Below are 20473 nucleotides of genomic sequence, written 5' to 3'. Positions count from 1 at the left end.
ATTCAGCACACATTTCTCTCCATCCCTGATAATCTTTATATCAAGACATCTAATGAGTGGTGCACCGATCGACGTCAAAGGAGACCAGATATGGCTCAGATTTTTTACACTCATACGGACGAATCTCCTATGCTTGCCTCCACTTCGTTATTGCCCATCGTTTCAGCATTCGCCAAGCACGCTCACACCAACATCACTTCCCAAGACATTTCATTAGCGGGCCGGATTATTTCTGCTTTTTCAGATCGACTTCCACCTTCTCAACAACGTCTGGACGCACTGGCACAGCTCAGCGCCCTTACCCGCACCCCCGCTGCAAATATCGTTAAGCTTCCCAATATTTCAGCCTCACTGCCCCAACTCATAGCAGCTATCAATGAGCTACAAGAACACGGCATTGATATCCCACTGTATCCAGCACATCCCACTACTAGTGCGGAACACGACGTGCGTAAGCGATACGACTCAGTCCTTGGGTCGGCGGTAAACCCAGTGCTGCGTGAAGGCAACTCAGATCGTCGAGCGCCTCGGGCCGTCAAGAACTTTGCCCGCTCCCATCCGCATCGCATGGAACCTTGGCCCGCCAATTCACAAACTACCGTCACCACAATGAAAGCGGGGGATTTTAAGCATACGGAGAAGTCCGTCGTCGTCGAGCAAAAAACACGGGCGCGTATCGTTTTCACGTCTGTTGCAGGCCAGCAGCAGACGATGACTGACAACATTGAACTCGACGCCGGCGATATCCTTGATGCCTCAATTATGGAGGTCAGTAAGCTCCGCTCGTTCTTGTCTCACAGTATCGCCCAAGCGTCCTCATCAGATTTATTATTCTCACTTCATCTCAAAGCGACCATGATGAAGGTTTCGGATCCAGTTATTTTCGGACACGCCGTGCGCGCATTCTTCCCCCAAACTTTTACCGATTTTGGACCACGATTGACTGAACTCGGCTTGCATGCCGACGACGGATTGACACGTATCTTCGCCGGATTAGATCAGGCCGACGACGGCGCCCGCATCCGACAATCGTTTGACTGCGAATTCCACTCTGGGGCACGGCTATCTATGGTTGATGCAGCCCAAGGTATCACAAACTTGCATGTGCCATCGGATGTGATCATCGATGCCTCAATGCCCGCAATGATCCGCAATGGCGGCAAGCTCTGGGGACCAGACGGTGAATTGAGCGATACGATCGCGGTGATTCCAGATTCGTCATACGCCGATGTCTACCGTGTGGTTATCCAAGACTGCCAACGAAACGGCGCTTTCGACCCGTCTACGATGGGTAGCGTGTCGAACGTCGGCTTGATGGCTCAGCAGGCCGAAGAGTACGGGTCTCACGATAAGACGTTTGTTGCCCCGGACGGTGGTCGGGTTGATATTGTGTCCGACGACGACATCGTGCTCGTCTCCCAGCCAGTGTATGCCGGGGATATTTTCCGTGGTTGCGTGACGAAAAAAGCCCCGATTATGAATTGGGTGCAGTTGGCACTGTCACGAGCGCGCTACTCTGATACGCCAGTCATTTTCTGGTTAGATCCAGAGCGTGCCCACGATCGTCTTATGACCGCTTATGTCCACGAGTTTTTAGCTGATGAAGATACTGACACGCTCGATGTCAGTATCATGTCGATACCGGACGCTACAAAGAAAACTCTCGGCCGCCTGCGAGCTGGGCTAGATACTCTCTCTGCTACTGGAAACGTCCTGCGCGATTATCTTACGGATTTGTTCCCGATTATGGAACTAGGGACATCTGCGAAAATGTTATCGGTGGTTCCACTCATGGCTGGTGGCGGAATGTTTGAGACTGGGGCGGGCGGAACTGCTCCCAAGCTCACCCGGCAGTTACTAGCCGAAAATCATCTGCAATGGGATTCCCTCGGGGAGTTTCTGGCAGTTTCTGAATCGTTACGCCATGTTGGACGAACTATGAACAATCGGCGAGCCGATATTCTGGCCGATACCTTGGACTATGCGACCGAGCAGGTCTTGGCTAACGGTTACTCACCTCAAGCAGCTGTGAGACAACTAGATAGTCGCGGTTCGCATGCGTGGCTGGCAACTTATTGGGCGCAGGCTCTGGCACATCAACCAGATGATACCGAACTGGCTCGGACTTTCGCGAAGCCGGCTAGATTACTGGAGCACTACGCCGCCGATATTCAGCGTGAGCTGCTCGAAGTCCAAGGAAAGCCGGTAGATCTCGGGGGCTACTATGATCCCGATCCGGCTCGTGTGCAAGCAGTTATGCGCCCTTCGGCGCGCTTGAACTCCATTATTGACCACATCTGAGTTATGTCCCATTGCCACCAACCTCCGGAAAAACGTTGACAGTGGTAATGTATCTTCTTGGTTTAATCGTTGATACTAATGGAAGAAGGAAAATGACTCGCAAGAGTTTGGCACGTATGGGTGCGTGCCTTCCAATTGCTTTAATCGCTTTCGTTGGATGCTCAGATTGCGCCGAAACAACTGGCGACGAAGCATTGGCTCAAGCCGCAACTGAACTCAACCCCGCGTGGGAAGGTCTGCCAGCAGATTCAGCTGAAAACTGGGATCTAGCAGCGGCAGATACAAGCACATATGACTCGTGCAAGGCGCTATCGTGGATTGTTATCCCAACCGGAACCCCTAATTCGGACGAGCCATACGAAGTTGCATTGTTCCACAACGGCGTTTTCGCCGGAACATCAGAAGCACGCCCATATCTTGGCGAACCGAAAGTTTCTCGCGTCTCTGATTCTGAAATCCAAGTTGAGCGCACCTGGTACTTAGATGATGAAAAGACTATGCCAAAGCCTGCAGTAGCAACCTACGTCTGGGACGACGGAAGGTCACAGCCTACCCGTACTGGTAGCCTGCCACCAAATGAATTTGCTGGCGGTGGCGTTCACGAAACCGCTGACGCTGAATAAAACGTCGATATAAGTCAGTCGGGGAGTGTCATGGATTCATGACACTCCCCGACTGGCTTAACCCTAACGAGGGTCTAACGAATGTTCTACAACCCGATAGTCTTTTGAGCGGCTGTTAACGCCTGAACAGAAGCATCGAAACGAGCTCGCTCCACGCTATCCATTGGGAATTCGATCGGACGTTCCACGCCATTAGCGCCAACGATACATGGCACAGCAAGGGCTACATCTTCGACTCCGAATGAGCCATTCAAAACGCTCGACACTGGCAGAATCGCGCGCTGGTTGTTAAGAACCGCTTCCACGATTCGAGCACCGGCAACACCGATAGCGTAGTTCGTTGCGCCCTTGCCTTCGATAATCTTGTAAGCCGAATTGATGACTTCTTGTTCAAGTTCGTGCAGAACGTCATCGGAGAAGACCTTCTCGCCCTTGTCATTGCACCAATCACGCAAGGAAACTTGGCCGATCGTAGCTGATGACCACAGCGCAAATTCGCTATCACCGTGTTCGCCAACGATCAAGGAGTGGACCGAACGTGGCGAGACACCAATCTTACGGCCAACGAGCCACCGCAGACGCGAAGAATCAAGAACAGTTCCAGAACCGAACACGCGTCCAGCCGGAAGCCCTGAGAATTTCACTGCCGCAGCAGTAAGAACATCAACCGGGTTCGTTACCAGAACGAAGATAGCGTTTGGTGACAGCGGGACCAAATCTGACATGAGGCTTTCGAGAATGCGAGCATTCTTCTCTGCCAACTCCAGCCGTGTTTGCCCCGGATTTTGCTTAGCGCCAGCAGTGATCAGAACGATGTCAGAATTTGCGGTGACCGTAATATCAGAACCACCAATTAATTCCGAACCTGCCATGAACTGGGTACCATGAGCCAAATCGAGAACTTCAGCGTCAACTTTTGTTTTGTTAATATCAAACAGAGCAACAACGTTGGCAGAGCCACGCAACATAGCTGCATAAGCAAGAGCGGTACCAACCGACCCTGCACCGATTACCGACATTTTCGTTTTAAATTGAGTAGTCATACTTCTATTATCCCGGTTTTCCACGTAAATGTCTGCAGAATGTTGATCACACTTTCTGGCCGGTAGCATTGGCCCCCTCAAAAGTGACACAATGAAACTAGAAGAACAATCGCGGCCGAGGCCATCGTCGTCGTCGGACTGCAAGGAAGGAACCGCCATGGATAGGTCACTTGCAACGGAAATCGCTCGTAAACTTAGCAAAGCTCAACATACCCGGGAACTACTGCCTCGCATTTCAGAGCAACTTCCGCATGCCACCATTGACGACGCATACGAAATCCAGGCCGCTTGGGTAGAAGAACAATTGGATGCTGGCCGCCGGCTCGTGGGCCGTAAAATCGGTCTGACTGCTCGTTCAGCACAGGATTCTCGTGGTATCACCGAACCAGCATTCGGCACGATCTTCCAAGACATGATCTATGAAAACTCAGCTTTGATTGACTTCGACATATTCAACAAGCCGCGCGTTGAGGTTGAGCTGGCATTCATTTTGAAAGACAAGCTAGAAGGCCCGCAAGTAACTATTTATGACGTATTGCGCGCCACGGAATTTGTTACCCCAGCAATAGAAATCCTGTCCTCGCGCGTGAGCGGCCCGGGCCGAACCGTGGTCGATTCAGTTGCCGATAATTCGTACTTCGGTGCCATGATTTTGGGCGGGCAACCTCTACGCCCAGAAGACATCGATATGCGCTGGATTTCTGCACTGCTGTACAAGAACGAAGTGATCGAAGAAACCGGCGTTGCGGCCGGAGTGATGAATCATCCAGCGCACGGCGTCGCCTGGCTTGCCAATACGCTTGCGAGCACAGATCAGTTCTTGGATGCTGGCGAAATTATCCTTGCGGGTTCGTTCACTCGTGCTATGCCAGTTGAACGTGGTGACGTGATCTTGAGCGATTATGGCCGGATGGGAACAATTTCGGCGCGGTTCGTTTAAGGAAGTGACATGGAAACAACGTATCTTCAGGGTCTGCGGTTAGACGATCATACACTGACCGTTCCCCTTGTTTACGACGACGAATCCGATTCCCGATCGCTGTCAATCTTCGCCCAGGTGATCACGCCTGAAGGTGGCGAAAACTTGCCTTATCTGGTTTATCTTCAGGGCGGGCCAGGCTTTGAAGCACCCCGGATAGCTCACAATCCGGCTTCGCCTGGCTGGCTCACGGCAGCGTTGAAACGCTACCGCGTTGTGATGCTCGATCAACGTGGAACCGGGCGTTCTACACCGGTAACCCCAGATCTTCTGGAAATGGGTAACACGCAAACTGTTGCCGACTATTTAAGCCATTTCCGCGCCGATGCCATCGTGGAAGACGCTGAAGCTCTGCGAGCTCGCCTCGGAGCCCGTCCCGAGCAGTGGAATCTTCTGGGGCAAAGCTTCGGTGGGTTTACTGCCGTCTGCTATCTCAGCCGGCACCCAGAATCTGTTCATCATGCTTTCTTTACGGGTGGTTTGCCGCCAGTAACTGGACATGTTGACGATTTTTACTCTGCCACGTTTAATAAAATGCGCTGGTTATCGGAAAATTACTATGCGCATTTCCCGCAGGATCGGGAGCGGATGCGGACTCTGCTCCAACGTGCCGAAGCCGGAGATGTTGTTTTGCCTGACGGTGAAATCGTCACCCCGTCACGGATTCGTTCCTTAGGGATGGACCTAGGACGCAATGAAGGCTGGCAAGCACTCCATCACCTATTGGAGTGGGATCCGACTTCGCTGCAGCTGAGCTATGACCTGGCTACAAACCTGCCGTTCAGCGGCCGAAACCCGATTTACTTTCTGCTTCATGAAGCCTGCGGTGCGAATGGAGCCACCACGAACTGGTCTGCTGATCGGGTGATGCCGTCAGACTTCCGCGAAGACCCTACCTTGTTAACCGGTGAGCATCTACATGAGGCTTGGTGTGACACGGTGCCAGCATGGCAGCCGTGGGCGGATGTTACCCGTGCACTCGCATCCCGGCAGTGGCCTAAGCTCTTTGATCCGCAGATTTTGCGCGACAGCAATGCTCAAGGTGCCGCAACAATCTATGTTCGTGATGCTTTCGTACCGTTTGAATTATCGATGGCAACAGTTGATCTTATGCCAGGCATCAAACAAGTTATTACCAACGGTCACGAGCACAACGGTTTGCGTGCTATGGGCGGCGATATACTCGACCACATGTTTGATCTTGCTGACGGGCGACGCTACCGGTAACTAGATCCCAGATACGCCTTGAGAAGAACCCCTTCGCTTGAACCTAGCGGAAACAGATAATAAGGATATGGATAATACTTTTTACACTTCTGACGGACTCATTCTTGAGTCAGTGACCGACGACGAACGCACGTGGGCAAAGCTGGCGCACCTGTCTGCGCTTATCGCCATGCTGGTATCTGCAGCGTCGCTTTCTTTCCTCGGGCCGCTCGTTATTTGGGCACTCAAAAAGGATTCCAGTCGCTTCGTGCGTCACGCTGCCGCCGATTCGTTTAACTTCAATATCGGTATGTGGCTGATGTATATCGTTGGCTGGATTATGGTTTTTACTATTTTGCTCTCACCATTGGGAATCGCACTGATCATTGCCAGCCTCGTGCTCACAATCTGGCACCATCTCAAAGCATTCTCGGCAGTAAATCAAGGCCGGCTCCATCACTACCCGTTCCAGTTCAAGATTCTTTCCTGAACTCCTTTTTCAGTAGTGGGCGCGCTAGACCTTGCTGGTCTAGCGCGTCATTAATGTCCACACGGTACGGAACGAGCGCTCGAATTCTGGTAGTGGCAAAAACTCGTAGACTGAATGGAAATTAAATCCACCAGTGAACATATTGGGCGTAGGAATACCTTGGGATGATAGATACGACCCATCGGTGCCACCGCGCATGATAAGCGGTACCGGCTCACACCCAGTAGCTCGCACCGCTTGCCGCATGTCATCAACAACCCACTGGGTTTGGGGGTCTAAAGCGTCCGCAATATTGCCGTACACATCCGTAATCTCGCAAGTAATACGGGCTCGTGGATGTGCTGATTGGATGCGCGTAACCGCGGCACGAATCTCGTCTTTACGCGATTCATAACGTGCCCGATCGTGATCGCGAATGTGGAGCAGAACTTGGGTTTGCGCTTGGTTGCCGTCAATACTGTGGACCCAAATATAGCCTTCTCGTCCTGCGGTACATTCTGGAGTTTGGGACCGATCGAAGCAGCCAATCAGATCGTATGCAACAAGATTCGGATTAACCATAACACCTTTTGCCGACATCGGGTGTGCACTAATTCCCGTAATATTAACGATGGCTTGACCAGCATTAAACGTCTCATAGGCGATCGTTGCCTGACCTTCGCAGTCCACAGTGTAGGCCGCATCAACATCGAACCGTGCCAAATCCAGTGTTTTAATTCCGCGCAACCCGATCTCTTCATCGGGAACAAAAGCAACCACAATTTCCGGATGCGGCGCAGCATCCAGATGTGCCAGAGCCGTCATGATAGACGCGAGCGCAGCTTTATCGTCAGAACCCAACACCGACGTTCCATCAGTGCAAATAATGTCATGGTTGAGATAGTCCTCAAGCATTGGATATTGCTCCGGGTCTAAAACATGACCAGCACCCAAGACGATAGGCTCGCCGGTATAGCGCACGATCTGTGGTTGAACGTGTGGTGACAACCCGACGTCGGCAGTGTCCAGATGTGCACAAAAGCCAATCGTCGGACCCGCCGTCGTCGCCGGAAACCGAGCCGTTAGGCAGGCATGATTGTCAAGGACGACGTCGTGCGCACCAAAGCCACGCAACTCGTTCGCTAGTAGTTCAGCAAGTTCCGTCTGCCCTGGCGTAGTCGGCACGGAAGTTTGCCTCGCATCAGATTGGCTGGTGATAGTTGCATAACGCATAAAACGCTCAACAAGTTCGATTCGAATATCTGGCGTGGTCATCAATCAACCTATCTGGTAACGAATATGGAGGCAATTGTGTCAGATGCTTGACGTACTATTCTCCTATTCGTATGATGGAACTAATCTATAGAGGTTGCAACTTTTTAGGCAAGACTCAAGTCACGGTTAGCCGTGCCTTGGGTCTTTTTTATTTCCCGCAGAACAGAAGGACAAGGATGTCTATAAAAACTAGTGCCAACGGTATCATCGACGCCATCGGTGGACCGGAAAACATACGTTCGCTAACCCACTGCGCCACACGCTTGCGGTTTGAGCTAAACGATTCCAGTGCCGTAAATGCTGACGAGCTCGAAAAGATCCCAGAGGTCTTGGGTGTCATGCCTCAGTCAGGTGACCGCTACCAGGTGATCGTAGGCGGTGCAGTCGAATCGATGTACAGCGCGATTAACAGCTTGCCAGCAATGGCTAGCCGCACTAACGCTAAGTCTGACGACGACGTGAAAGCCGCTGCTCGAGCAAAAACCCGCGGTAAGTCGGCGTGGCTAGATACCTTCTTCGAGTATCTCTCCGATTCGTTCCGTCCCATCCTCGGCGTGCTTCTTGGCGCATCGCTGATTATTGCGTTCGCAGCCGTACTCGACGCCTTGCATGTGGTTGACTTCCGTGCCGCCGATAAAGCACCAGGCTGGGTATTCGTCGACGCCATGTGGCATTCGGTGTTCTACTTCCTGCCGATTATGGTGGCATTCAACGCCGCCAAGAAGCTGAAGATCGACCCGTGGCTGGGCGCAACCATTATGGCAGCGTTCCTCACGCCAGATTTCTTGAAGCTGTCAAACCCAGACGCTTTCTCTGCACTGCAATGTGTAGAAAACGAAGCGATCAAGCAGACGACCTGTTCGATTGACGTTTTTGGCTTGCCGCTGACTCTGCCTGACTACTCCGGCAATGTCTTCGTTCCATTGATGATGATCCCGGTCCTAGCGCTGATTTATCACAATCTGAAGAAGATCATCCCAAGCAACGTCCAAATGGTGTTCGTGCCATTCATTTCGATGCTCGTTGTTATCCCACTAACCGCATTCCTTATTGGCCCATTGGGTATCTGGATCGGTAACGGTCTTGGCTTCGGTTTGGCGTGGATGAACTCAGCTGCCCCATTCGTTTTCGCTATCGCTATTCCACTCATCTACCCATTCCTCGTCCCGCTCGGCTTGCACTGGCCGCTGAACGCCATGATGCTCGTCAACATCCAAACCCTGGGTTACGACTTCATCCAAGGCCCAATGGGCGCCTGGAACTTCGCATGTTTCGGTACTACTGCCGGTGTGCTCTTCTTGTCCATCCGTGACAAAGACACTGCTATGCGCCAAACTGCATCCGGTGCGTTAGCTGCGGGCCTCTTCGGCGGTATCTCAGAACCGTCACTTTACGGTATCCATCTGCGTTTCAAGATGATCTACTCGCGTCTCCTCGCCGGCTGTTTGGCTGGTGGCGTGACCATCGCGATTTTGAGCTTGCCATACGGTGGCGTCAAGACGGACGCATTCGTCTTCACTTCGCGCCTGACCATTTCGGTCTTCGATCCGGCATGGGTCTACCTCATCGCAATCGCAGTAGCATTCGTTACCTCGATGCTTGCGGTTATCTTCTTGGATTACCGGCCACGTGAGGATCGCCCATCGACGAAGCAAACCCTCGTCGTCGACCTTCCGGAAAATGCGGTTGGGGTACCAATTGAAGGCAAAGTTATTTCGCTCGATGAAACTGGCGATAAGGTTTTCGCCTCCCGTGCCCTTGGTGAAGGATTCGGAGTTATTCCGGATATCGAAGCCATTGGTGAGACTGCTGTGGTAGCGCCGATTACTGGTACGGTTTCCAGCGTCGCTAAGTCTGGTCATGCGTTTGGGATTAAGTCCGACGACGGAACCGAAGTTCTCGTCCATGTTGGCGTTGATACCGTCAATATGAAGGGCGACGGATTTTCCGTCAAAGTTTCCAAAGGCGAGCATATCTCTGCCGGAATGCCACTTGTCACGGTAGACTTTAAGAAAGTCATTGCTGCCGGTTACGCGACGACGGTTATCGTTACGGTCACTAATACTCGCGCATTCGCAGCGGTCACACCGCAGTTAGCTGACCACGCAACTGTACTAACGCCAGGTGTGACAACCGAACGTTAAGGACATCTATGAAGATTCTGCGGATCTTTAATAACAACGTCGTCTTGGCCCGTCAAGACTCTGGCCGTGAGGTCATCGTGACGGGCCGAGGCGTCGGCTTTAAAGCCGCAGCAGGACAATACGTTGATCCTGAACGGGTGGTACGGGTCTTTGTCCCGCTTGATGGACGGGACCCGGATCATCTTGGTGCGCTCATTGCACAGTTGGGTAGCAAGGTACGAGATATCGTTTACCAAGCGATGGTAGCAGCTCATTTTACTGACGTTCAGCTTTCTAGCCCAACCCTTTTTATTAGCCTGTGCGATCACGTAGACCTCGCGCTACGACGCCTCGAAACTGGGCAACTCTTGCATTATCCGTTACAGGCCGAGGTCGAGCATCTCTATCATGCGGAATATATGCAAGCAGGCAAGTTCTTGGCTGAGCTCAACCAGCTGCTAGAAGCACAAGGTCAGCCGGCTCTTCCCGAGCATGAAACCATTGCGGTAGCACTACATCTCGTCAATGCCGGTTTTGCTGCTGGTGACTTGTCGCAAACCTACACGATGACCGGTCTTATCCAACAAGTTATTGACCTCATTGGCGCCACCTTTAGCATGGACTTGGATCAAACAAGTATTAACACTGCCCGGCTTATCACGCATATGCGATATCTGTTTGTTCGTATTATGCAAGGCAAGCAGTTAAACGATGATATTTCCTCGATCGGTGCGACGATTCGCTCTACTCTGACCCAGGAATATGCATGTGCCGAAAATATTGCCCAGCTTGTTGCATTGCGTCTGGGCCATGAGCTTAACAGCAACGAAATCGCGTATCTAGCCTTACATATTTCACGTGTCACCTCAGCTCAATAGAGCTGGGGCTTGCGAACCTAAGAGTGGGGGCGGGCAGGATTTCTCCTGCCCGCCCCCCCTTTGAGGTTAGTTAGCAGTTACATCAGATACTTCACGTCCGGATGGACGAGTGCTTCAACAGCCGCGCGTGCATCCTTTGCAGTGAGCGCATCGAGCGCGAAGGCTGCCATCTGCTGGCATGTGGACAGATCGTGGAGTCGCAACGACGCCCGAACTGCATCGACCTTTGATGGAGCCATCGAGAGCGATTGAACTCCTAGTCCGGTTAGAACCAAAGCAAGGAGCGGATCGCCACCGGCTTCGCCACAAACGCCTACATACTTTCCCGTAGCCGTGCCGCCTTGGCAGGCCAGCTTGATCATACGTAGGATTGCCGGCTGCCATACATCGAGCAAGCCAGCAAGTTCGCCTTGCATACGGTCTGCAGCCATGGTGTATTGAGCTAAGTCGTTCGTTCCAATGGACGCGAAATCGACGATAGACAAAAGTGTCGAGGCATTGATTGCCGCGGCCGGAACCTCGATCATGATTCCCACTGATGACAGTCCGGCAGCGCGCGCTTTATCAGCAAACCACTGGGCTTCTTCCATGGTGGCAACCATTGGTGCCATGACGCGCACATCGGCAGCTGTTGCTTGTTGCGCTGCTGCAAGTGCTGCAAGTTGGTCATCAAGTAGATCTTCGCGAATCCGGGTTAATCGGATGCCACGACGCCCAAGTGCTGGATTTTCTTCCTCACCAAGGTCCGCAAACTTCAGTGGCTTATCAGCACCGGCATCGAGGGTACGCACTGTGACACGGCGGCGTCCAAACTCCTGGAAGACCTTAGTATAGACCTTGGTTTGTTCTTCCACGCTCGGCGCGCTTTCCCGCCCGAGGAACAGGAACTCGGTACGGAAGAGTCCCGAACCTTCAACATCGTATGCGGCTGCGCGTTCGGCGTCGTCTGCCGTACCAATATTGGCTAATAACGCGACTTTATGACCATCACGAGTCAGTCCCACACCATGCGACCCAGCCAAGGCTGCTTCGCGACGCTGGGAGCGTTCGGCAAGAAGATCGACGTCGCCCTGCGTAGGCGCAATAATAACTTCGCCAACACCACCATCAAGTGCCATCGTTGTTGCCTCAGCTTGGGCGCTGATGGCATAGTCAACGATATTACCTACCCGGACAACGGCAGGTATACCGAGTTGGGCAGCCAAAATGGCAGTGTGGCTGGTGGGTCCGCCTTCTTCAATCGCAATTCCCAACGCTAGCTTCGGGTCAAGAGTTGCAGTTTCGACAGGCGCTAGATCGCGTGCAACGATAATTGATGGTTCCTTAAGTTCCGGAATACCCGGCATCGGCACATTTCGCACGACGGCGATCGCACGGTCACGCACGTCATAGAGATCCGTCGCGCGCTCTGCCATGTAGCCGCCAAGCTGGGTAAACATGTCAACATATTTTTGGATCGCGTCGGAGATAGCGCGTGTCAGACCAGAGCCACGCTTGAGCTCTTTGACAATGCCCTTCTTCAATCCACGATCACGAGCCATTTTGGCGGTCGCTTGCAGAATAGGTTGACCTTTTTCTGGAGCGCGCTCAGCACGATCAAGAAGCATAACAGCAACTTGTTCGAGCGCATCGCTGACGATCTCAGTTGCAGCTTCCACATCTGTGGTAGCCGGTTCATCAGGATCGATCCCCGGTGGTGGCGAGACAACAGCGATTGGGCCATACGCAGTGCCCGCAGATACTCCGATGCCAAGAAGAACCCGGTGTTGCACGGTCATGGTCTCACGCATCCAGGTCGGTTGCGATCAGAGCAGCAAGCTTTTCGAGGGCTTCGGTGGCGGAATCGTCATCGGTAGCGAGAACAACTTCATCGCCATTCTCTGCACCCAATGACATGACATCGAGCACGGAAGCCGCATCAGCTTCTTCGCCATCAAGTGTAAGGGTGAAATCAACTCCTGTTGCTTCAGCCGCTTCGGCAAAGATAGCAGCTGGACGAGCGTGCAAACCAACAGCGGATGCGACAGTGACAGTACGAGAGATCATAAGTGTTCCTTCCTCGTTGAAGGCGTGTAGATACGACTTCTGTGGACTATTTTGCGGTTGTAAAAATATAAAAGACCTGAGATATGCATAGCATTTCTCAGGTCTTGCCTTTTCAGTAACAACCCTGTGTGTGGATTAGCTCCACGTCCAGTTTATCGTATCAATAAGGTATGTGCTAGTAGTTGGTGAAGATTAGTTGTAGTTATCGATGAGCGAACACGCAAACAAAAAAGCGGGAGGGGCCTGGTCGTGGTGACCGGGTCCCTCCCGCTTTTTCAGATGTGTGACGGCGGTGTCCTACTCTCCCACACTCCCTCGAGTGCAGTACCATCGGCGTTAGCAGGCTTAGCTACCGGGTTCGGTATGGGTACCGGGCGTTTCCCTGCCACTATGACCACCGTCAAAATGGTTGACGTAACACACATGCTTTATGTGTGGGAGTCAAGAATCGTATAGTAGACGCGAACACGCTTGTAACACAAGAAATGTTTCATGTTTTTAAATAAGTGGTTGGCCATTAGTACCAGTCAGCTCCAACAATTACTTGTTGTCCACGTCTGGCCTATCAACCCCATGGTCTATAGGGGGCCTTCAAAACATTAATGTTTATGGAAACCTTATCTCAAAGCAGGCTTCCCGCTTAGATGCTTTCAGCGGTTATCCTTTCCGAACGTAGCTAACCAGCCATGCTCCTGGCGGAACAACTGGCACACCAGAGGTTCGTCCGTCCCGGTCCTCTCGTACTAGGGACAGCCCTTTTCAAGTTTCCTACGCGCGCAGCGGATAGGGACCGAACTGTCTCACGACGTTCTGAACCCAGCTCGCGTGCCGCTTTAATGGGCGAACAGCCCAACCCTTGGGACCTACTCCAGCCCCAGGATGCGACGAGCCGACATCGAGGTGCCAAACCATGCCGTCGATATGAACTCTTGGGCAGGATCAGCCTGTTATCCCCGGGGTACCTTTTATCCGTTGAGCGACGGCGCTTCCACAAGCCACCGCCGGATCACTAGTTCCTACTTTCGTACCTGCTCGACCTGTCGGTCTCACAGTCAAGCTCCCTTGTACACTTACACTCAACACCTGATTGCCAACCAGGCTGAGGGAACCTTTGAGCGCCTCCGTTACCATTTAGGAGGCAACCGCCCCAGTTAAACTACCCACCAGGCACTGTCCCTGAACCAGATCATGGTCCAAGGTTAGACATCCAGCACGACCAGAGTGGTATTTCAACAATGACTCCACAACCACTGGCGTGGCTGTCTCATAGTCTCCCACCTATCCTACACAAGCCGTACCGAACACCAATACCAAGCTATAGTAAAGGTCCCGGGGTCTTTCCGTCCTGCTGCGCGTAACGAGCATCTTTACTCGTAATGCAATTTCACCGAGTTCGCGGTTGAGACAGTGGAGAAGTCGTTACGCCATTCGTGCAGGTCGGAACTTACCCGACAAGGAATTTCGCTACCTTAGGATGGTTATAGTTACCACCGCCGTTTACTGGGGCTTAAATTCACAGCGTCAAACACACAAAAGTGTTTTAACCGTTCCTCTTAACCTTCCAGCACCGGGCAGGCGTCAGTCCGTATACATCCACTTACGTGTTCGCACGGACCTGTGTTTTTGATAAACAGTCGCTTCTCCCTGGTTTCTGCGGCCTTTCACCCTAGCCAGTACAGGCTTCAGGATCCAGGCCCCCCTTCTTCCGAAGTTACGGGGGCATTTTGCCGAGTTCCTTAACCACGATTCACTCGCTCGCCTTAGTATTCTCTACTCGACTACCTGTGTCGGTTTAGGGTACGGGCGGCCAAAGACCTAACGTCGAGGCTTTTCTCGACAGCACAGGATCACTCTACTTCCCCACAATAGTGGGTCATCATCCAGCCTCACCCTCACGCCCCCCGGATTTACCTAGGGAACGGGCTGCACTGTTAAACGTGGCAAGCCATTAGCCACGCGGAGCTACCACTCTGCGTCACCCCTGTTAACACGCTTGTCTACTCTACGATCAGGTCCCACGCTCCCCACACACCCCAACCCGAAGGAAGAAGATGATGGTTTGGATGGTTAGTATCCCATATTTCAACACTTGACGGTCTTTGCCCGGTACCAGAATATCAACTGGTTGCCCATCGACTACGCCTGTCGGCCTCGCCTTAGGACCCGACTAACCCAGGGCGGACGAACCTGGCCCTGGAACCCTTAGTCATTCGGCGGACGGGATTCTCACCCGTCATTCGCTACTCATGCCTGCATTCTCACTCGTACGAAATCCACAACCAGTCACCTGTGCTGCTTCACCTCACGCACGACGCTCCCCTACCCAACAAAACAAAAATATTTCATTGCCGCGGTTTCGGCGGTGTACTTAGCCCCGCTACATTGTCGGCGCAGAATCACTTGACCAGTGAGCTATTACGCACTCTTTCAAGGGTGGCTGCTTCTAAGCCAACCTCCTGGTTGTCACAGCAACTCCACATCCTTTCCCACTTAGCACACGCTTAGGGGCCTTAACCGGCGGTCTGGGCTGTTTCCCTCTCGACTACGAAGCTTATCCCCCGCAGTCTCACTGCCGTGCTCTTACTTACCGGCATTCGGAGTTTGGCTGACGTCAGTACCCCGATAAGGGCCATCGGCCATCCAGTCGCTCTACCTCCGGTAAGAAACACACGACGCTGCACCTAAATGCATTTCGGGGAGAACCAGCTATCACGGAGTTTGATTGGCCTTTCACCCCTACCCACAGGTCATCCCCTCCATTTTCAACTGAAGTGGGTTCGGTCCTCCACACGCTCTTACACGTGCTTCAACCTGCCCATGGGTAGATCACCCCGCTTCGGGTCTAGAACATGCAACTAACAACGCTTTTTAAAACTCGCTTTCGCTACGGCTACCCCACACGGGTTAACCTCGCTACATGCCACTAACTCGCAGGCTCATTCTTCAAAAGGCACGCCATCACCCCTACCAAGGAGGCTCTGACGGATTGTAAGCGTCCGGTTTCAGGTACTATTTCACTCCCCTCCCGGGGTACTTTTCACCATTCCCTCACGGTACTCATACACTATCGGTCACACGAAGTATTTAGGCTTACACAGTGGTCTGTGCAGATTCACACGAAATTTCACGAGTCCCGTGCTACTCGGGCACCATGCAAAGCAGACTAGCATGTTCCAACTACCGGACTCTCACCGTCTACGGTCCAGCTTCCCAACTGATTCGTCTACACACCAGCATTTATCACTACTCGACCCCTCATCGGCAAGGTCAAAACACGGCCCCACAACACCACACACGCAACGCCCGACAGCTATCACACGCACATGGTTTAGCCTCTTCCGCTTTCGCTCGCCACTACTAACAGAATATCTTTTCCTGCGGGTACTGAGATGTTTCACTTCCCCGCGTTACCCCCAAACACCCTATACATTCAGATGCTGGTAACCAGAAACAACTCTGGCCAGGTTTCCCCATTCGGACACCCCCGGATCACAGCTCGTTTGCCAACTCCCCGAGGCTTATCGCAGGCTACAACGTCCTTCATCGGCTCCGTATGCCAAGGCATCCACCGAACGCTCTTGAACACTTACAAAAAACCAAAGATGCTCGCGTCCACTATACAATTCTCAACCACCACACCAACACCACAACAAACCAACAACCCAAACAGTCATCAGCCCATCACAGGCAGCACAAGGAGTATTACCCCACACCCCAACAGCATGCCAACTAAATATCTCAACCATTTTCCACTAAAAACCACCACAACCAACACCCCAAAACAGGGACACCAGCCACACCCACAAAAAACAAAACATTAAACACGGGCATGTAGGCAGCTCCTTAGAAAGGAGGTGATCCAGCCGCACCTTCCGGTACGGCTACCTTGTTACGACTTCGTCCCAATCGCCAATCCCACCTTCGACCGCTCCCCCCAAAAAGGTTAGGCCACGGGCTTCGGGTGTTACCAACTTTCGTGACGTGACGGGCGGTGTGTACAAGGCCCGGGAACGTATTCACCGCAGCGTTGCTGATCTGCGATTACTAGCGACTCCGACTTCATGGGGTCGAGTTGCAGACCCCAATCCGAACTGAGACTGGCTTTAAGGGATTCGCTCACCCTCACAGGCTCGCAACCCTCTGTACCAGCCATTGTAGCATGCGTGAAGCCCAAGACATAAGGGGCATGATGATTTGACGTCATCCCCACCTTCCTCCGAGTTAACCCCGGCAGTCTCTCGTGAGTCCCCACCATAACGTGCTGGCAACACAAGACAAGGGTTGCGCTCGTTGCGGGACTTAACCCAACATCTCACGACACGAGCTGACGACAACCATGCACCACCTGTACACCACCCCGAAGGCCACACTATCTCTAGCATGTCGCAGTGTATGTCAAGCCTTGGTAAGGTTCTTCGCGTTGCATCGAATTAATCCGCATGCTCCGCCGCTTGTGCGGGCCCCCGTCAATTCCTTTGAGTTTTAGCCTTGCGGCCGTACTCCCCAGGCGGGGCACTTAATGCGTTAGCTACGGTACAGAACCCATGGAAATAGGCCCCACACCTAGTGCCCAACGTTTACGGCATGGACTACCAGGGTATCTAATCCTGTTCGCTCCCCATGCTTTCGCTCCTCAGCGTCAGTAACGGCCCAGTAACCTGCCTTCGCCATCGGTGTTCCTCCTGATATCTGCGCATTCCACCGCTACACCAGGAATTCCAGTTACCCCTACCGCACTCTAGTCTGCCCGTACCCACTGCAGCCCCGGAGTTAAGCCCCGGTCTTTCACAGCAGACGCGACAAACCGCCTACGAGCTCTTTACGCCCAATAATTCCGGACAACGCTCGCGCCCTACGTATTACCGCGGCTGCTGGCACGTAGTTAGCCGGCGCTTATTCAACACCTACCCTCAACTTTCGCCTTGTTCAGTGCTAAAAGGAGTTTACAACCCGAAAGCCTTCATCCCCCACGCGGCGTCGCTGCATCAGACTTTCGTCCATTGTGCAATATTCCCCACTGCTGCCTCCCGTAGGAGTCTGGGCCGTATCTCAGTCCCAATGTGGCCGGTCACCCTCTCAGGCCGGCTACCCGTCGACGCCTTGGTAGGCCATCACCCCACCAACAAGCTGATAGGCCGTGAGCCCATCCCCCACCAGAAAAACCTTTCCAACCCCCACCATGCGGCAGAAGCAGAATATCCAGTATTAGACCCCGTTTCCAAGGCTTATCCCAAAGAAGGGGGCAGGTTACTCACGTATTACTCACCCGTTCGCCACTAATCCACCCCAGCAAGCTAGGGCTTCATCGTTCGACTTGCATGTGTTAAGCACGCCGCCAGCGTTCGTCCTGAGCCAGGATCAAACTCTCCAAACAAAAACCAAACACCCCACAAAAAGGGCATCCAATCAATACACGTTCGAAAAGCCCGAAAAACAGACTCTAAAAACAGACAAACCAAAACTAGCTCATCCAAAATAAAAACAACAACAAACAACAAACCAGCCCAAAAGACCAGCCCACCATCTGCCATCAAAAAAATATGATCAAAATAAAAAGCTGACACACTATTGAGATATCAAACAACACACCCACACCCAACAACCACCCAGAAAAACAGGCAACCATCAAGAAGGCAACCACCAGAACCACAACCGCGCTCCCGGCGACAGATAAAAACTATACGCACCCACAACCCAAACAGCAAACCACATCGCCATAACACAGCTCACATTCCCCATCTTCCGCTCATTCACAACGAAAATAGCCTACGTAAGGCATCCAACATAGCTTTGAACTGGACAGCTCGCCACCCGCTATGGCATTTAGAGCCCACGTCAGCACGGTTCGCCGTCGACACAACTCATCTATAAGCAAAATTCACTCGATTTACTACAACATTCAAGTTTTTTCTGTCATAATTTTAATCGGCGCACAAGCGTTATTTCTTTATAGAGAAAGGCTCTCTCATGCCGAAGATTGGCATCATTGTTGGAAGTACCCGCGAAGATTCGTGGAATAAGAAAGTCGCTCATGATCTAGCAGCGTTACTGCCAGATGGGTTCGACGTCGTCGATATCGCTATCGACCAGCTGCCGTTCTACAGCCCAGAGTGGGATACCCCTGAGTCTCTGCCCGAATCTGTTGCCACCTTGCGCGAAACCGTGAACTCCTGCGATGGCTTCATTATCACCACCCCGGAATTCAACCGCTCCATTCCAGCGGTCCTGAAAAATGCGCTCGATATTATCTCCCGTCCTTACGGTTCTACATCATTTGCCGGCAAGCCAACCCTCGTTGCCACTGCCACCCCGGGAGCCATGGGCGGTTTCGGCGCCAACCGCGATCTGCGAACCGTTTTGTCATTCTTGGATGCGCACGTCATCTCGCAGCCGGAAATATATTTGAGTTTTATTCACAAGTTGTACGACGGCAACACTCTTAACCCACAAACCACCTCCTTCTTCCAAACTGCGATTGATAAATTCGTTTCCACGTTTCGTCTGCTAGCGAAGTAACGCGCTCTTCATCTCCACAAGGGAGATAATTGAAGAGTCAAAGAAAATTTTCAACGAGAGGAAAATGATGACGAAGGGTTTTTCTGGTTCAACTGTTCTATCTGAGAGCTTGCAGAAAGTATTGACCGACGTAACGGCGCTTTCCCTCGTGGGTAAGCAGTTACATTGGAACGTTGTTGGCGTTGGCTTCCGTGGCCTCCACCTCTACCTAGATGAGGTCGTCGCTATTGCACGCGCAGCATCTGACGAAGTTGCTGAGCGCATGCGCGCTATTAACCTCATCCCGGACGGACGCCCACAAACTATTGGCGAACTCACCAGCCTGCCAGCAGTCAAAGAAACTATCGTTTCCACCGAGGAAGCTGTAGTAGCAGCAGTTGCCGCGATTAACGCAACCGTTGGCACGATGCGCCAGGTACATGAGAAGGTCGACGCCGAAGATCCGGCTTCTGCCGATATCCTGCTTGACTACGTCCGCCAGCTTGAGCAGCAAGCTTGGTTTATTGGATCATCAATCGACAAGGCTTGAGCTTAAAACAAAAATTGGGGCGAACCGCGGTTCGCCCCAATTTTTTGTACAGTCACTTAAGTTATTTATCGACGACGACGTCCAAGCCCAACTCTTGGGACGCATCTTGGACCGACCCAAGGTTCTTCACGTCGGTAAAGCCAATGCTTTCTAGATAGCCTTTGGCTCCTTCAGCGCGATTGCCAGAACGGCAGTAAAGAACATAGGCCGCAGATTTATCTAGATCCTTAACCTGGTTTTGGAACTCAGCATCATTGACATCAAAATTGACAGCACCAGCAACGTGGCCGGTAGCGAATTCTTCTGGGGTACGAACATCAATAATCATCGGGGTTTGATCCTTCTCCGTCTCCGCCGTCTGGGAGCTGTTGCTCGAAGCTGATTCGGTGGCGGTATTCGGCTGGGCTTGCTCAGAAGCCGAACAACCGGCCAGAACAAGACACAATCCGCACACAGCGCCAGTAAAAATATTCTTCATCATAACG

General features: G+C 52.4%; 14 protein-coding genes and 3 rRNA genes. 9 read left to right on the top strand and 8 right to left on the bottom strand.

The features are described 5' to 3' along the window. The first annotated feature begins 90 nt into the window (after positions 1-90). Positions 91-2301, top strand: a complete 2211-nt coding sequence (locus tag BLT51_RS03885) for an NADP-dependent isocitrate dehydrogenase (protein WP_091280130.1) — start codon at positions 91-93, stop codon at positions 2299-2301. A gap of 92 nt (positions 2302-2393) precedes the next feature. Beyond that, positions 2394-2924, top strand: a complete 531-nt coding sequence (locus BLT51_RS03880; protein WP_157672888.1) for an LppP/LprE family lipoprotein — start codon at positions 2394-2396, stop codon at positions 2922-2924. A gap of 86 nt (positions 2925-3010) precedes the next feature. Here the strand turns inward: BLT51_RS03880 and BLT51_RS03875 are convergent, their stop codons facing one another. Next, positions 3011-3967, bottom strand: a complete 957-nt coding sequence (locus tag BLT51_RS03875; RefSeq protein WP_091280125.1) for an L-lactate dehydrogenase — start codon at positions 3965-3967, stop codon at positions 3011-3013. A 91-nt stretch (positions 3968-4058) separates the two neighbouring features. Between BLT51_RS03875 and BLT51_RS03870 the strand changes: the two genes are divergently transcribed. From BLT51_RS03870 to BLT51_RS03860, 3 genes are all read left to right on the top strand, one after another. Further along, entirely contained in the window at positions 4059-4907 is an 849-nt protein-coding gene (locus BLT51_RS03870; RefSeq protein ID WP_231943985.1) for an FAA hydrolase family protein, read from the top strand. 9 nt (positions 4908-4916) lie between these two features. Continuing rightward, a complete protein-coding gene (locus BLT51_RS03865; protein WP_091280120.1) occupies positions 4917-6173 on the top strand; it encodes an alpha/beta fold hydrolase in 1257 nt (418 codons plus the stop codon). Positions 6174-6240: 67 nt separating this feature from the next. After that, entirely contained in the window at positions 6241-6642 is a 402-nt protein-coding gene (locus tag BLT51_RS03860; protein ID WP_091280117.1) for a DUF4870 domain-containing protein, read from the top strand. 39 nt (positions 6643-6681) lie between these two features. Here the strand turns inward: BLT51_RS03860 and pepT are convergent, their stop codons facing one another. Next, positions 6682-7896, bottom strand: a complete 1215-nt coding sequence (gene pepT, locus BLT51_RS03855) for a peptidase T (protein ID WP_091280116.1) — start codon at positions 7894-7896, stop codon at positions 6682-6684. A gap of 176 nt (positions 7897-8072) precedes the next feature. On the opposite strand from pepT, the gene BLT51_RS03850 reads away from it, so the two are divergent. Both BLT51_RS03850 and BLT51_RS03845 read left to right on the top strand, forming a co-directional pair. Next, complete coding sequence (locus tag BLT51_RS03850; protein WP_091280113.1) at positions 8073-10040, top strand: glucose PTS transporter subunit IIA; 1968 nt, start codon at positions 8073-8075, stop codon at positions 10038-10040. Positions 10041-10048: 8 nt separating this feature from the next. Continuing rightward, positions 10049-10897 carry a PRD domain-containing protein gene (locus BLT51_RS03845; protein WP_091280111.1) on the top strand — a complete coding sequence of 283 codons (849 nt, stop codon included), beginning with the start codon at positions 10049-10051 and terminating at the stop codon, positions 10895-10897. Positions 10898-10974: 77 nt separating this feature from the next. On the opposite strand, the gene ptsP is transcribed toward BLT51_RS03845, so the two are convergent. The 5 genes from ptsP to BLT51_RS03820 all read right to left on the bottom strand — a co-directional run bounded on the left by ptsP (position 10975) and on the right by BLT51_RS03820 (position 18317). Beyond that, positions 10975-12675, bottom strand: coding sequence for a phosphoenolpyruvate--protein phosphotransferase (gene ptsP / locus BLT51_RS03840; protein ID WP_091282555.1), 1701 nt, complete (start codon positions 12673-12675; stop codon positions 10975-10977). 4 nt (positions 12676-12679) lie between these two features. Then, positions 12680-12943 (bottom strand): HPr family phosphocarrier protein, encoded by a 264-nt coding sequence (locus BLT51_RS03835; protein WP_091280109.1) that lies wholly within the window; start codon positions 12941-12943, stop codon positions 12680-12682. Positions 12944-13227: 284 nt separating this feature from the next. Further along, positions 13228-13345 (bottom strand): 5S ribosomal RNA (gene rrf, locus BLT51_RS03830). A gap of 96 nt (positions 13346-13441) precedes the next feature. Beyond that, positions 13442-16535, bottom strand: a 23S ribosomal RNA gene (locus BLT51_RS03825). A gap of 255 nt (positions 16536-16790) precedes the next feature. Next, positions 16791-18317: ribosomal RNA gene (locus tag BLT51_RS03820) — 16S ribosomal RNA — on the bottom strand. The 16S, 23S and 5S rRNA genes sit together here, the layout of an rRNA operon. A 593-nt stretch (positions 18318-18910) precedes the next feature. Between BLT51_RS03820 and BLT51_RS03815 the strand changes: the two genes are divergently transcribed. Together BLT51_RS03815 and BLT51_RS03810 are read left to right on the top strand one after the other, a co-directional pair. Continuing rightward, positions 18911-19459, top strand: coding sequence for an NADPH-dependent FMN reductase (locus BLT51_RS03815; protein WP_091280106.1), 549 nt, complete (start codon positions 18911-18913; stop codon positions 19457-19459). 67 nt (positions 19460-19526) lie between these two features. After that, positions 19527-19988: a Dps family protein gene (locus BLT51_RS03810; RefSeq protein WP_172801314.1), complete on the top strand. Its 462-nt coding sequence runs from the start codon at positions 19527-19529 to the stop codon at positions 19986-19988. A gap of 61 nt (positions 19989-20049) precedes the next feature. On the opposite strand, the gene BLT51_RS03805 is transcribed toward BLT51_RS03810, so the two are convergent. Continuing rightward, complete coding sequence (locus BLT51_RS03805; protein ID WP_157672887.1) at positions 20050-20469, bottom strand: rhodanese-like domain-containing protein; 420 nt, start codon at positions 20467-20469, stop codon at positions 20050-20052. Positions 20470-20473 lie beyond the last annotated feature (4 nt).

It is taken from the genome of Arcanobacterium phocae (genome assembly GCF_900105865.1).
Classification (GTDB): domain Bacteria; phylum Actinomycetota; class Actinomycetes; order Actinomycetales; family Actinomycetaceae; genus Arcanobacterium; species Arcanobacterium phocae.
This window is presented reverse-complemented; position numbering and strand designations above follow the sequence as displayed.

What these genes read in the sequence shown, in the direction of transcription:
- BLT51_RS03885 (WP_091280130.1), top strand. Translation starts at nt 91, where the DNA reads ATGGCTCAGATTTTTTACACTCATACGGACGAATCTCCTATGCTTGCC.
- BLT51_RS03880 (WP_157672888.1), top strand. Translation starts at nt 2,394, where the DNA reads ATGACTCGCAAGAGTTTGGCACGTATGGGTGCGTGCCTTCCAATTGCT.
- BLT51_RS03875 (WP_091280125.1), bottom strand. Translation starts at nt 3,967, where the DNA reads ATGACTACTCAATTTAAAACGAAAATGTCGGTAATCGGTGCAGGGTCG.
- BLT51_RS03870 (WP_231943985.1), top strand. Translation starts at nt 4,059, where the DNA reads ATGAAACTAGAAGAACAATCGCGGCCGAGGCCATCGTCGTCGTCGGAC.
- BLT51_RS03865 (WP_091280120.1), top strand. Translation starts at nt 4,917, where the DNA reads ATGGAAACAACGTATCTTCAGGGTCTGCGGTTAGACGATCATACACTG.
- BLT51_RS03860 (WP_091280117.1), top strand. Translation starts at nt 6,241, where the DNA reads ATGGATAATACTTTTTACACTTCTGACGGACTCATTCTTGAGTCAGTG.
- pepT (WP_091280116.1), bottom strand. Translation starts at nt 7,896, where the DNA reads ATGACCACGCCAGATATTCGAATCGAACTTGTTGAGCGTTTTATGCGT.
- BLT51_RS03850 (WP_091280113.1), top strand. Translation starts at nt 8,073, where the DNA reads ATGTCTATAAAAACTAGTGCCAACGGTATCATCGACGCCATCGGTGGA.
- BLT51_RS03845 (WP_091280111.1), top strand. Translation starts at nt 10,049, where the DNA reads ATGAAGATTCTGCGGATCTTTAATAACAACGTCGTCTTGGCCCGTCAA.
- ptsP (WP_091282555.1), bottom strand. Translation starts at nt 12,675, where the DNA reads ATGACCGTGCAACACCGGGTTCTTCTTGGCATCGGAGTATCTGCGGGC.
- BLT51_RS03835 (WP_091280109.1), bottom strand. Translation starts at nt 12,943, where the DNA reads ATGATCTCTCGTACTGTCACTGTCGCATCCGCTGTTGGTTTGCACGCT.
- BLT51_RS03815 (WP_091280106.1), top strand. Translation starts at nt 18,911, where the DNA reads ATGCCGAAGATTGGCATCATTGTTGGAAGTACCCGCGAAGATTCGTGG.
- BLT51_RS03810 (WP_172801314.1), top strand. Translation starts at nt 19,527, where the DNA reads ATGACGAAGGGTTTTTCTGGTTCAACTGTTCTATCTGAGAGCTTGCAG.
- BLT51_RS03805 (WP_157672887.1), bottom strand. Translation starts at nt 20,469, where the DNA reads ATGATGAAGAATATTTTTACTGGCGCTGTGTGCGGATTGTGTCTTGTT.